This window comes from Microcella alkalica (genome assembly GCF_014595885.1).
In the GTDB taxonomy this organism is placed as follows: Bacteria; Actinomycetota; Actinomycetes; order Actinomycetales; family Microbacteriaceae; genus Microcella; species Microcella alkaliphila_B.
This window is the reverse complement of record NZ_JABUKC010000003.1, coordinates 138,402-150,686: the sequence shown is the minus strand read 5'-3', so window position 1 is coordinate 150,686 and position 12,285 is coordinate 138,402. Positions and strand designations below refer to the sequence as shown.

At 71.8% G+C, this 12,285-nt stretch carries 11 protein-coding genes; 8 read left to right on the top strand and 3 right to left on the bottom strand.

The window, feature by feature from the left end; translation table 11 throughout:
- The first annotated feature begins 13 nt into the window (after positions 1-13).
- The 5 genes from ispD (at position 14) to ID804_RS08405 (ending at position 5,404) form a co-directional block, all read left to right on the top strand.
- On the top strand, positions 14-1,240 hold the full coding sequence (ispD, locus tag ID804_RS08425; RefSeq protein WP_169079505.1) for a 2-C-methyl-D-erythritol 4-phosphate cytidylyltransferase: 1,227 nt from the start codon (positions 14-16) through the stop codon (positions 1,238-1,240).
- A 10-nt stretch (positions 1,241-1,250) separates the two neighbouring features.
- On the top strand, positions 1,251-2,660 hold the full coding sequence (gene cysS / locus ID804_RS08420) for a cysteine--tRNA ligase (protein WP_169079507.1): 1,410 nt from the start codon (positions 1,251-1,253) through the stop codon (positions 2,658-2,660).
- Positions 2,653-3,678, top strand: coding sequence for a 23S rRNA (guanosine(2251)-2'-O)-methyltransferase RlmB (gene rlmB / locus ID804_RS08415; protein ID WP_169079509.1), 1,026 nt, complete (start codon positions 2,653-2,655; stop codon positions 3,676-3,678). Before cysS ends, rlmB begins: the two co-directional genes overlap by 8 nt.
- Before the next feature lie 93 nt (positions 3,679-3,771).
- On the top strand, positions 3,772-4,662 hold the full coding sequence (locus ID804_RS08410) for a cupin domain-containing protein (protein WP_169079511.1): 891 nt from the start codon (positions 3,772-3,774) through the stop codon (positions 4,660-4,662).
- A gap of 34 nt (positions 4,663-4,696) precedes the next feature.
- Positions 4,697-5,404: an SDR family NAD(P)-dependent oxidoreductase gene (locus tag ID804_RS08405; protein ID WP_169079513.1), complete on the top strand. Its 708-nt coding sequence runs from the start codon at positions 4,697-4,699 to the stop codon at positions 5,402-5,404.
- Positions 5,405-5,427: 23 nt separating this feature from the next.
- On the opposite strand, the gene ID804_RS08400 is transcribed toward ID804_RS08405, so the two are convergent.
- Positions 5,428-6,576 (bottom strand): MFS transporter, encoded by a 1,149-nt coding sequence (locus tag ID804_RS08400; protein WP_169079515.1) that lies wholly within the window; start codon positions 6,574-6,576, stop codon positions 5,428-5,430.
- A 175-nt stretch (positions 6,577-6,751) separates the two neighbouring features.
- On the opposite strand from ID804_RS08400, the gene ID804_RS08395 reads away from it, so the two are divergent.
- Positions 6,752-8,194, top strand: a complete 1,443-nt coding sequence (locus ID804_RS08395) for an amidohydrolase family protein (protein ID WP_169079517.1) — start codon at positions 6,752-6,754, stop codon at positions 8,192-8,194.
- A gap of 76 nt (positions 8,195-8,270) precedes the next feature.
- Here the strand turns inward: ID804_RS08395 and ID804_RS08390 are convergent, their stop codons facing one another.
- A complete protein-coding gene (locus ID804_RS08390; RefSeq protein ID WP_169079519.1) occupies positions 8,271-8,720 on the bottom strand; it encodes a VOC family protein in 450 nt (149 codons plus the stop codon).
- Positions 8,721-8,915: 195 nt separating this feature from the next.
- On the opposite strand from ID804_RS08390, the gene ID804_RS08385 reads away from it, so the two are divergent.
- Complete coding sequence (locus tag ID804_RS08385) at positions 8,916-9,695, top strand: SDR family NAD(P)-dependent oxidoreductase (protein ID WP_169079521.1); 780 nt, start codon at positions 8,916-8,918, stop codon at positions 9,693-9,695.
- Between the two features lie 40 nt (positions 9,696-9,735).
- Positions 9,736-11,118 (top strand): M24 family metallopeptidase, encoded by a 1,383-nt coding sequence (locus ID804_RS08380; protein ID WP_169079523.1) that lies wholly within the window; start codon positions 9,736-9,738, stop codon positions 11,116-11,118.
- Between the two features lie 75 nt (positions 11,119-11,193).
- On the opposite strand, the gene ID804_RS12410 is transcribed toward ID804_RS08380, so the two are convergent.
- On the bottom strand, positions 11,194-12,099 hold the full coding sequence (locus ID804_RS12410; protein ID WP_169079525.1) for an NAD(P)-dependent oxidoreductase: 906 nt from the start codon (positions 12,097-12,099) through the stop codon (positions 11,194-11,196).
- Between the last annotated feature and the right edge of the window lie 186 nt (positions 12,100-12,285).

Genomic DNA, 12,285 nt, shown 5'->3' with positions numbered 1-12,285 from the left:
CGACGGCGCAGCCATGACGACTGCTGACGACCCCGCGCGCGCGGAGCCCCCGGCTCCCGCGGTCGGGGTCGTCGTCGTCGCGGCGGGCAGCGGCACCCGGCTCGGGCAGCCGCAGCCCAAGGCCTTCGTGCCCGTCGGCGGCCGCACGCTGCTCGACCGCAGCCTCGACGCCGTCTTCGCGCTCGCCGAGCCCGCGAGCGTCGTCATCGTCGCGCCCGCCTCGCACCTGCAGGAGGCGACGGCGATCGCCGCGCACGCCGCCGGAGCGGCCCGCGACCACGTGCGCGTCGTCGCGGGGGGCTCGACGCGCCAGCAGTCGGTGCAGGCCGGGCTCGCCGCCCTGCCCGAGCAGACCGAGCTCGTGCTCATCCACGACGCGGCGCGCGCGCTGCAGACTCCCGAGGTGTTCGAGCGCGTCATCGCGCGCGTGCGCGCCGACGGCGTCGGCGTCGTGCCGGCCCTCGCCGTCGTCGACACGATCGCGCGGCGCGACGCCGAGCACCGCGTGCTCGAGCCCGTCGACCGCAGCGACCTCGCCGCGATTCAGACGCCGCAGGGCTTCCCGTTCGCGCTGTACCGCGCGGCGATCGCCGAGGCCGCGGCAGACCACACCGACGACACGAGCGTGCATCGCGCCGCCGGGCATCCCGTCGTCGTCGTCGAGGGCGACGCCCGCGGCTTCAAGATCACGACACCGTGGGATCTTCGGCGGGCCGAGCAGCTCGTCGGCGGCGAGCGCCCCGCCCTGCGCACGGGCATCGGCATCGACGTGCACGCCTACGACGAGAGCGCGCCGCTGTGGCTGGGTGGCCTGCACTGGCCCGACGAGCCCGGCCTCGCCGGGCACAGCGACGGCGACGCGATCAGCCACGCCCTCTGCGACGCGCTGCTCTCCGCGGCCGGGCTCGGCGACATCGGCTCGCGGTTCGGCGTCGACGACCCGCGGTTCGCCGACGCGCGCGGCGAGGTCTTCCTCGTCGCCACGCGCGAGCTCGTGCGCGAGGCCGGCTTCGACATCGTCAACGTCGCCGTGCAGGTCGTCGCCCGCCGGCCCCGGTTCGCGCCCCGCCGCGCCGAAGTCGAGGCGCTGCTGACGCGCATCGTCGGCGCGCCCGTGAGCGTCGCCGCGACGACGACCGACGGCCTCGGCTTCACGGGCCGGGGCGAGGGCGTCGCTGCGATCGCCACGGCGCTGCTCGCCGCGAGCGCCGACCCGCGCGCCGCCGAGCCCCGCCGATAGGCTGGCCGGCGTGACCGTGCGCCTCTACGACAGCCTGCAGCAGGCCGTCGTCGACTTCGAGCCCCTCGAGCCCGGCCGCGTCGGCATGTACGTGTGCGGCCCCACCGTGCAGTCGGCTCCGCACATCGGGCACGTGCGCAGCGCGCTCGTGTACGACCTGTGGCGGCGCTGGTTCGCGCACCGGGGCTACGCGGTGACCTTCATCCGCAACGTCACCGACATCGACGACAAGATCCTCGCGGGCGCGAGCGACGCCGAGCCGTGGCACGCGCTCGCGTACCGCGTCGAGCTCGAGTTCTCCGCCGCGTATCGAGCGCTGGGCATCCTGCCCCCAACCTACGAGCCGCGCGCGACCGCGTCGATCGACCGCATGCACGCCATCATCGCGGCGCTCCTCGAGCGGGGCCACGCCTACGCCGCCGACGACGGCTCCGGCGACGTCTACTTCGACGTGCGCAGCTGGCCGGCCTACGGCGAGCTCACGCGACAGTCGCCCGACGACATGGACGACGCCGGCGACGCGCCCGCGCGCGCCAAGCGCGATCCGCGCGACTTCACCCTGTGGAAGGGCGCCAAGCCCGACGAGCCGGCGAGCGCGCACTGGGACTCGCCGTGGGGCGCCGGCCGCCCCGGTTGGCACATCGAGTGCTCGGCGATGGCGCAGCGCTACCTCGGCCACGCCTTCGACATCCACGGCGGGGGGCTCGACCTGCGGTTCCCGCACCACGAGAACGAGCTCGCGCAGTCGCGGGCCGCGGGCGACGGCTTCGCCCGGCACTGGGTGCACAACGGGCTCGTCACCATCGGCGGGCAGAAGATGTCGAAGTCGCTCGGCAACTCCGTCTTCGCGGCCGACCTGCTCGGCTCGGCGCGGCCCGCCGTCGTGCGCTACTGGCTCGGCTCGGCGCACTACCGCTCGACGATCGACTACACCGAGGGCTCGCTCGCCGAGGCCGAGGCGGCGCTCGACCGCATCGAGGGCTTCGTCGCGCGCGCCGGGCGGCGTGTGGAGGGCACCTGGTTCGCCGAGCTGCCGGCCGAGGTGCCCGAGGCCTTCGCCGCGGCCATGGACGACGACCTTTCGACCCCCGCAGCCCTCGCCGCGCTGCACGAGACCGTCCGGGCGGGCAACGCCGCGCTCGACGCCGACGACGTGGCGGCGGCAGGCGCAGCGCGGGCCGCGGTGCTCGCCATGGTCGGCGTGCTCGGGCTCGATCTCGAGGCGGCGGATGCCCGGGACGGGGCCGACGCGACGCACCGGGCCCTGGCATCCCTCGTCGATCGGCTCATCGTCGAACGCCGGGCCGCGCGCGATGCGCGAGACTGGAGCACTGCCGACCGCATTCGCGACGACCTCGCCGCGGCCGGGATCGTGGTGGAGGACACCCCCACGGGAACCGACTGGAGTATCGATGGCTAAGCCTGGGCGCCCCGGCGCGAGCAAGAAGAAGAAGGGCCCGACCGTCGGCTCGGGCGGTCAGGGGCGGCAGGCGCTCGAGGGCCGCGGCCCCACGCCGAAGGCGGAGGACCGCAGCTGGCACCCCGCCGGCAAGCGCAAGGCGGCGCAGGAGCGGCTCGAGGCCGCGCGGTCGCGCTCCGGGCGCGGCGGCGCCGGTGCGGCGAGCGCCACCCGCAAGCCCTCGACCGCGACCTCGACGAGCGGGGGCCCGCGCTCGGCCAAGAAGACGGGCGACGCGGAGGTGCTGAGCGGGCGCAACTCGGTGCTCGAGGCGCTGCGGGCGCGCATCCCCGCCACGACCCTCTACCTCGCCGCGCGCGTCGAGATGGACGACCGCGTCAAGGAGGCCCTCGGCCTCGCGACGAAGCGCGGCATCCCCGTGCTCGAGGTCATGCGGCCCGAGCTCGACCGCCTCACGGGCCCCGACGCCGTGCACCAGGGCATCGCGATCACCGTGCCGGCGTACCAGTACGCGCACCCGCTCGACCTCGTCGAGGCCGCGGGCAAGCGCGGCCAGGCGCCGCTGCTCGTCGCGCTCGACGGCGTGACCGACCCGCGCAACCTCGGCGCGATCATCCGCTCGACGGCCGCGTTCGGCGGGCACGGCGTCATCGTGCCGCAGCGCCGCTCGGTCGGCGTGACGGCCGCGGCGTGGAAGACCTCGGCCGGCGCCGCGGCGCGCACGCCCGTCGCGATGGCGCCGAACCTGACGCAGACGCTCAAGCAGCTCAAGAGCGAGGGGCTGTTCATCCTCGGCCTCGACGGCGGCGGCGACGTGCAGCTGCCCGAGCTCGAGCTCGCCGACCAGCCGCTCGTCATCGTCGTCGGCAGCGAGGGCAAGGGGCTCTCGCGGCTCGTCACCGAGACGTGCGATGCGATCGTGTCGATCCCGATCTCGGCGGCGACCGAGTCGCTCAACGCGGGCATCGCCGCGAGCGTGACGCTCTACGAGGTGGCGCGAAGGCGCGCGCTGGCGTAGGCCTGCTTGACTTTCCGCCCTCCGGCGGCTTCACTTGTGTTCACCAAGGCTGAACGCAGGTGTTCAGCGTGATGGCTGGACGGAGGAGCGCACATGAGCACCCGATTCGTCGTTCGCACGGCTGAGGAGGCCGACTACCGCGACCCCGGCGCACTCGCACCGGACTCCAGCGGATACACCCGTTGGTGCGCGGTCGGGTACGACGACGGCGCCGTGCACACCGACTTCGGTCTCTCGCGACTCGAGCCGGGCGGGCGCATCCCGACCCACGTGCACTCCTTCGAGGAGTCGTTCCACATGATCGAGGGCGAGGCGCTGCTCGTCACCCCCGAGGCCACGGTGCACCTCGCCGCCGGCGACTACGGCGTCATCCCGCTCGGTGTGCCGCACTCCTGGCGCAGCGTCGGCGACGCCGTCGCCGTCTGGAGCGACATCTTCTCGCCGCCGCCGCGCATCAAGTACCACAGCGACACCTTCCGCGTGCCCGACATCGAGCCGGGCGCGCCCTTGAAGGTCGACCCGCGCGACCCGCGCACGCGCTCCTTCGGCGCGATCACGACCGAGCAGATGAATCCCGGCAAGCAGTCGCAGGAGCTGCTCGCGCAGTCGGCGAGCATGCGCACCGCCCTGCTGGTCTACAGCGGCATTTCGCTCAAGATGATGGTCGACAGCGACCTCGGCTCGGTGCTGCACACCATGTTCATGGTGCAGTACGAGCCCGACGGCGTCGCCGGGCCGCACGACCACCCGCTCGAGGAGGCCTATCTCATCCTCGACGGCGAGGTCGACGCGACCTTCGACGGGCAGGAGTTCCGGATGAAGCCCGGCGACATCGCCTGGGCCGGCGTCGGCTGCGTGCACTCCTTCAAAGCCGTCGGCGAGCCGGTGCGCTGGCTCGAGACGCAGTCGCCCCAGATGCCCCCGCGCCACGCCTACCGCTTCGCGCGCGACTGGAACTACCTCGCCGACAAGCTCGGCGAGTAGCAGCCCCACCCACCATCCCGCTCAAGGAGCAGCAGTGACCCAGCGCACCATTCTCGTCGTCGGAGGAACCTCCGGCATCGGCCTGGAGATCGCCAAGGAGGTCGTCGCGCGCGGCGACAAGGTGATCATCACCGGTCGTGACCAGGAGCGCGCGGAGGCGATCGCCGCGTCGATCGGCCCCGACGCGCAGGGCCTCGCCGTCGACATCTCCGAGCCCGAGCAGATCGCCGAGAGCCTCAAGCCCGTCGGCGAGGTGCACGGCCTCGTGCTCGCCGCGATCGAGCGCGACGCGAACTCGGTGCGCGAGTACAGCATCGAGCGCGCCCGCCGGCTCGTGACCCTCAAGCTCGTCGGCTACACCGAGACCGTGCACGCGCTGCTCGACCGCCTGCCCGCCTCGAACGACACCGGCATCGTGCTCTTCGGTGGCCGTGCCAAGGACGCACCGTACCCCGGCTCGACGACGGTCGCGACGATCAACGGCGGCGTCGAGGGCCTCACCCACTCGATGGCGCTCGAGCTCGCGCCCATGCGCGTCAACGGACTGCACCCCGGCATCATCGGCGACAGCCCGTTCTGGGCCGACAAGCCCGCCGCGGTGCTCGAGGGCTACGAGTCGCGCACGCCCGGTGGCGCCCTCGCGACGATGGCCGACATCGTGCACGCCACGATGTTCCTGCTCGACAACCGCGGCGTCTCCGGCACGAGCCTCTACGTGGACCGCGGCTGGCGCCTCACCTAGCCCATGACCGCCCGCCGCCGGGATCAGCGCCCGGCGGCGCCCAGCATCCCTCGCCTGTTCGCGATGACGGCGAGGGATGCTGCCGTCACGGCGAGCGCGAAGGCGAAGGCCCCGACCGCGACGAAGCCGCCGAGCGGCAGCAGCACCGACGCGACGGCGGTCGCGATCGAGCCGCCCAGGAACGTCGAGCCCATGAAGACCGTGTTCGCGCGGCCGTTCTGCTCCGGCGCGACGGAGGCGAGGCCGATCGCCTGCGTCGACACCTGCTCGCTGCTCATGCCCGCCGACACCATGAGCAGACCGACCGCCATCACGAGCGGCGAGCCGGAGCCCGCCGTCGCGATCGCGACGCCGCCGACCGCGAGGGCCATGCAGGCCGCGAGCGAGCGGCGCGCACCGATGCGCCCGTGCACGGAAGCGGCCCCGATCGTGATCGCGCCGCCGACGAGCCCCGCGATGCCGATGAGCGCCGCCTCGCCGATGCGCAGCCCGAGCTCGTCGACGGCGTGCACCGTCGTCATCGACCAGAGCGCGATGAACGCCATGAAGGTCGTGGTGTGGATGCTCGTCATGATGCGCAGCGTCGGCGAGGAGGCCGCGACGCGCGGGATCGACGCCAGGATGCGGCCGTAGGCCGGCGGGTCGCTCGGGCGGTCGGCTGGCGCGGCGCGAAGACTCAGCGGCACCAGCGCGAGCACGAGCACGGCGCACACCGCGAGAGCCCCGCGCCAGCCGAGCGCCTCGGCGAGCGCGCCGAGACCCGTGCGCACCGCGAAGAGGCCGACGATGATCGAGCCCAGCAGCACCGCCGCGGTGCGAGCGCGCGCCGTCGGGGGAGCCAGTCGCAGGGCGGCGCCGACGAGCAGCTGCGCGACGGAGGCCGTGGCACCGGCGACGAGCATCATCGCCGTGTAGACGGCATACCCCGGAGCGGCGGCCGCGACGCCGAGGGCGGCCGCCGTCGCGACGATCTGCACGGTCGCCTGCCGGCGCGTGCTCACCCGGTCGCCGAGGGCGACGAGCAGCCCGATGCCGAGGGCGTAGCCCGCCTGCACCGCGATGGTGGCCCAGGCGGCACCGGCGCCGTCGACGCCGAACTCGTCGGCGACGAGCGTCTGGATCGGCTGGGGCACGTAGATCACGGCGACGCCCGCGCCGGCGATGACCGCCATCGTGGCGACCCTGCGCCCCCAGCGCTACTCGGAGTCCGACATGTGTTCCTCCCGTGCCGATCGCGCGAATTCGCCCCGTGGGCCACTGGAATTATTCAGGTGAATGGATCTAGTATTTCACCGAGGCTGTACATCGACGTACATCTTCAGTGAATTGCTCAACGAGGAGGAACTCATGACCGATGCCGTCGCGCCCCGCGCGGAGGACTTCGCTCCCGGCCGCCCCGTCGTCTTCCGGAACGCCACGGTGATCACGGTCGATTCGGCGGGCGTGCTCGAGAACGCCGACGTTCTCATCATCGACGACACCATCGCCGGAGTCGGGCACCACCTGGAGGTGCCGGCCGGCACGCTCGAGATCGACGCCAAGGGCGGCATCCTCATGCCCGGCATGATCGACACGCACCGCCACATGTGGCAGACCGCGCTGCGCGGCTACGGAGGCGACTGGGCGCTCAGCCAGTACTTCGTCTTCTACTACCTCACCTGGGGCCACGTGTTCCGCGCCGAGGACATCGCGGCCGGCAACCAGCTCAGCGCGCTCGAGTCGGTCGACCAGGGCGTCACGACGACCGTCGACTGGTCGCACGCCCTGCGCACGCCCGACTACGCCGACGCCGCCGTGGAGGCCCTGCGGAGCATCCCCGGTCGATTCGTGCTCGCGTACGGCAACTACCTCGGCGCCCCGTGGGAATGGATGAACGAGCCCGGCTTCCAGAACTGGGTGAAGAACTTCACGGCCGACGACATGATGGGCCTGCAGGTGGCGTTCGACGTCAACTCGGGTCCCGACTTCCACGAGAAGGCGGCGTTCGAGGCGGCGCGCGAGCTCGACCTCCGCGTCACCACGCACGCCGGCGTCTGGGGCGTCAACGGCGATCCGAACATCGAGTACATGTACGACCACGGCTTCATGACCGACAAAGTCACGTACGTGCACGCCTCGTCGCTCGGGCCCGACAGCTACCACAAGATCGCGGCCACCGGCGGCACCATCTCGATCGCCACCGAGAGCGAGCAGAGCGCCGGCCAGGGCTACCCCTCGGCGTGGGTCGCCAAGAAGTACGGCATCACCGCGTCGCTGTCGATGGATACGAGCGTGTGGTGGAGCGCCGACTTCTTCTCGGCCATGCGCGCCACGCTGTCGTCGTTCCGGTCGCGCGACCACCTCGAGGCGCACGCGAAGGGCGACACCGTCAACGTCAACCGCATGAAGGCGGAGGACGCCGTGTGGCAGGCCACCATGGGCGGCGCGCACACCCTCGGCATTGCCGACAAGCTCGGCTCGATCACCGTGGGCAAGAAGGCCGACCTCGTGCTGCTGAAGAACGACGAGTCGCCGGCCATGACGCCGATCCTCAACCCGTACGCGCACGTCGTGTACCAGGCCGGCACCGCCGACGTGCACACCGTCATCGTCAACGGCAAGGTCGTGAAGTACGCGGGCGAGCGCATCGGCCTGCCCCTCAAGCCGGTCGCCGACCGCGTCGCGGCCTCGGTCGAGTACGTGCGCGGCGAGCTCGGTGAGGACGCCTGGAAGGAGTGGATGAACCCCGCTCTGCCCGAGGACGAGCCCATCGCCAACCCCTACATGTACCTCGACGAGGACGACAAGTAGGGCGCGAGCCCTGGCACCGCTGACGGCGGGCGGCCCCTGCGGGGGTCGCCCGCCGTTCCGCGTTCAGAGCGTGCGGTCAGGTCGTGGGGTATTGCCAGATCTCCAGCTGGATGCCGTCCGGGTCGCGCAGGTACGCCCAGCGAGAGCCAGCCAGGTCGCCGTCGGTGAGCGTCACCGGCGGGCCGTTGAAGACCGCGCCGCGCTCGATGAGCTCGGCATAGGCGCGATCCATGTCGTCGACGACGAGGCAGACGTGCGCGGAGCCGACATCGCCGTTGGTGCGATCCCAGTCACGGCCCTCCGGTTCGTGGTACTGCAGGAACTCGATGTTGACGTTGCCGATGCGAATCATCGAGAACGACAGCTTCGCCCCTGGCGCCTGCACGCCGCGCTCGAGATCGGGCCCCTCGCCGTGATGCACGGGGCCGGGCTCGACGCCGAACATGCGGCTGTACCACTCGAACGAGCGCTGCATGTCGCGCACGGTGATGCCGACGTGGTGCACGCCGGTGACGCTGAAGGCCATGTTCCCTCCCGGGTCGGTGCGCGCAGCGGCCCGACCCGGCCACTGAACGTCTTGTACTGACTGACTCAACACCACACCCGCGGAACCCGGCAAGTGCCGCCTCTTGTTCACTTGATTTGGATGGCGAGCGGCACTAAGTTCACCTATAGTGAACACACGGGCGTCAGCTCGACCGGGACGCGAAGGAGCATCCTCATGGCGAACAGGCTGCAGGGCCGCACGATCATCGTGACCGGCGGAGCCTCCGGCATTGGCGCCGCGCTGTGCGAGGGCTTCGCCGCCGAGGGCGCCAACGCCGTGATCGCCGATCTCGACCTCGAGCGCGGCGAGGCCGTGGCCGAGCGCATCAGCGCGGCCGGCGGCAGCGCGCTCGCCGTGCGGGTCGACGTCACCGATCGCGAGCAGGTCGCGCAGAGCATCCGCGCCGCCGTCGACCGCTTCGGCCGGCTCGACGCCTACTTCAACAACGCGGGCATGAACGCACCGATGAAGTACCTCGACATCACCGAAAGCAACTTCGAGCTGCTCATGAGGGTCAACGTGCTCGGGGTGCTCGTCGGCACGCAGGAGGCCGCGCGGCAGTACATCGCCCAGGGCGGCGGCGGCAAGATCGTCAACACCGCCTCGATCGCCGGTCGGCAGGGGTTCTCCTCCTTCGCCCCGTACAGCGCCGCGAAGGCCGCCGTCATCTCGCTCACGCAGTCGGGCGCCCGCGCCTTCGCCGAGCAGGGCATCACGGTCAACGGCTTCGCGCCCGGCGTCGTCGCGACCCCGCTGTGGGACAAGCTCGATCGCGACCTCGAGGCCATCGGCGAGGCGCACAACAACTTCGCCTCCATGTCGTCGGGCATCCTGCTCGGCCGCCCGGCCGACCCGACCGACATCGTGCCCACGGGAATCTTCCTCGCGGGCAGCGACTCCGACTACATCACCGGCCAGATCATCCCCATCGAGGGCGGGATGATCCTCGTCTGACGACGAGCATCTCCACTCCATCGCACAGAAAGCGACGACCATGAAGAGCACCGGCACCACGGGTACCAACGCCGTCGACTGGGAGGCGCGCGTCGACTTCGACCGCCTCCGCACCGAGCGCCTGATGCGGCTCAAGGCGCAGCTCGAGCAGTCCGACGTCGGCGCGGTGCTCGCGTTCGACTTCTCGAACATCCGCTACATGTCGGCGACCCACATCGGCACGTGGGCGATGGACAAGCTCATCCGCTTCGCCCTGCTCACCAGGAAGACTGACCCCATCGTGTGGGACTTCGGCTCGGCCGCCAAGCACCACTCGCTCTACAACCCGTGGCTCGACCACACGCACTCCGAGGCCGACGCCGACCCGCACGCGCCGCACCACGGCGCCACGCGCCCGCGGCTGGAGTCCGGCTCGCGCGCCGGCATCTCGACCCTGCGCGGCGCCTTCCCGCCCGACGCGGGCATCGCCGAGGAGGTCGCCCGCAAGGTCAAGCGCGAGCTGGAGAAGTTCGGCCTCGCGAACGAGCCGCTCGGCGTCGACGTGATCGAGCTGCCCATCCTGTTCGCGCTGCAGCGGGAGGGCATCCAGGTCGTCGACGGTCAGCAGATCTTCCTCGAGGCCCGCCGCATCAAGACCCACGACGAGATCCGTCTGCTCACCCAGGCGGCGTCGATGGTGGATGCGGCCTACGAGAACCTCTACGACTTCCTGCGGCCCGGCGTGCGCGAGAACGAGACCGTGGGTCTCGTCGCGAAGACCCTGTACGACCTCGGCTCCGAGTACGTCGAGGGCGTCAACGCCATCTCGGGCGAGCGCTGCTCGCCGCACCCGCACGTCTTCAGCGACCGCTTGATCCGCCCCGGCGACCCGGCGTTCTTCGACATCCTGCACAGCTTCAACGGCTACCGCACCTGCTACTACCGCACCTTCGCCGTCGGCTCGGCGAGCCAGGCGCAGAAGGACGCGTACACGCGCGCCCGGGAGTACATGGACCGCGCGATCGCCCTTGTGAAGCCCGGCGCGACCACGGCCGACGTCGTCGCGGTCTGGCCCAAGGCCGAGGAGTTCGGCTTCCCGAACGAGGAGGCCGCCTTCGCCCTGCAGTACGGCCACGGCGTGGGCCTCTCGATCTGGGAGAAGCCGATCTTCTCGCGCCTGACCTCGTTCGACCACCCTGAGGTGCTCGAGGAGGGCATGGTCTTCGCGCTCGAGACCTACTGGCCCGCCGCCGACGGCTGGGGTGCCGCTCGCATCGAGGAGGAGGTCGTCGTGACGGCGACCGGCTGCGAGGTCATCACGAAGTTCCCCGCCGAGGAGCTGCTCGTCGCGGGCAAGCGCTACTACTCCGTCGGCGGCGAGCTGAGCACGCTGCGCGACTCGCAGTCGCACCTGAACACCTTCGACGGTCGCGGCGGCCGCTGACCGGACGGCTCGCGTCGACGACGACGGCGCCGCTCCCCGAGGGGGCGGCGCCGTCGTGGTTCGTGGATGCTCCGCTCAGGCGCGGCGACGGCGCCGGGTGACCTCGGCGACCGCGGACCAGTCGAGCTGGGCGAGCTCCGGGTCGGCGAGCGCCTCGGTGAAGAGCTCGCGCAGCACGGGCGCGACGGGCAGCTCGACGCCGAGGCCGGCCGCGGTCTCCTCCGCGATCCCCAGATCCTTGAGGCCGAGCGCCATCGCGAAGCCGACCGGCTGGTAGCGCTGCTCGGCGATGATGGGCCCGTAGCCCTTGTGCGCGGAGCCGCTGAACGCCGTGTGCGTGAGGATCTCGATGAAGGTCGACGGGTCGATGCCGCCCGCCTCGACGAGGGTGACCGACTCGGCGATCGACTGCAGCGCGTTGAGGATCGAGTAGTTGACCGCGATCTTCACGACGGCGCCGAGTCGGGGGTCGGAGCCGAGGTTCCAGACCCGGGCGCCGAGGCACTCCATTCCCGGCAGCGCGCTCGTGATGGCGGCGTCGTCGCCGGAGGCCACGACGAGCAGCGCGCCCGTGCCGGCGATCGTCGATCGCCCGAGCACCGGGGCGGTGACGTACCCGACCCCGTGCCGATCGTGACGCTCGGCGAGCTCGGCGGCGGTGGCCGGGCTGATGGTGGCGTGGTTGACGTGCAGCCGACCGCTCGGCGCCGAGGCGAGCACCGCGTCGGTGAAGGTGGCGAGCACCACGGCGTCGTCGCTCAGCATGGAGTGGACGACCGCGGCGCGCTCGAGCACCTCGGCGACCGACTCGGCCCGGGTCGCGCCGTCGCGCTCGGCGAGCAGCTCGGCCGGCCGCGGGCTGCGGTTCCACACGACGAGCTCGAAGCCCTCGTCGAGCAGGCGCCCGGCCATGGCCGCGCCCATGGCGCCGAGGCCGACGAAACCGAGCGTGCTGCGCTCGCGAACGGGGGTGCTGGTCACGGTGGACTCCTTCGTCGGGGCCGTCGCACGGCCGAGGCTTGTGCAGTAAGACTTTACAGCCGGTCGCCACCAGCCGCGAGAGCGCCCGGAGAACGCGTCGCCTCCGGGCGCGCGGGGCCGCTCGTCGGCTATCCTGAGGCACCGGTTGCCTGTTCAGCCGGACTGTCGACCACGAGCGCCGCTCGT

Bases quoted from the DNA above. Each gene is read 5' to 3' on its own strand.
- ispD (WP_169079505.1), top strand. From the start codon at position 14: ATGACGACTGCTGACGACCCCGCGCGCGCGGAGCCCCCGGCTCCCGCG.
- rlmB (WP_169079509.1), top strand. From the start codon at position 2,653: ATGGCTAAGCCTGGGCGCCCCGGCGCGAGCAAGAAGAAGAAGGGCCCG.
- ID804_RS08410 (WP_169079511.1), top strand. From the start codon at position 3,772: ATGAGCACCCGATTCGTCGTTCGCACGGCTGAGGAGGCCGACTACCGC.
- ID804_RS08400 (WP_169079515.1), bottom strand. From the start codon at position 6,576: ATGGCGGTCATCGCCGGCGCGGGCGTCGCCGTGATCTACGTGCCCCAG.
- ID804_RS08395 (WP_169079517.1), top strand. From the start codon at position 6,752: ATGACCGATGCCGTCGCGCCCCGCGCGGAGGACTTCGCTCCCGGCCGC.
- ID804_RS08390 (WP_169079519.1), bottom strand. From the start codon at position 8,720: ATGGCCTTCAGCGTCACCGGCGTGCACCACGTCGGCATCACCGTGCGC.
- ID804_RS08385 (WP_169079521.1), top strand. From the start codon at position 8,916: ATGGCGAACAGGCTGCAGGGCCGCACGATCATCGTGACCGGCGGAGCC.
- ID804_RS08380 (WP_169079523.1), top strand. From the start codon at position 9,736: ATGAAGAGCACCGGCACCACGGGTACCAACGCCGTCGACTGGGAGGCG.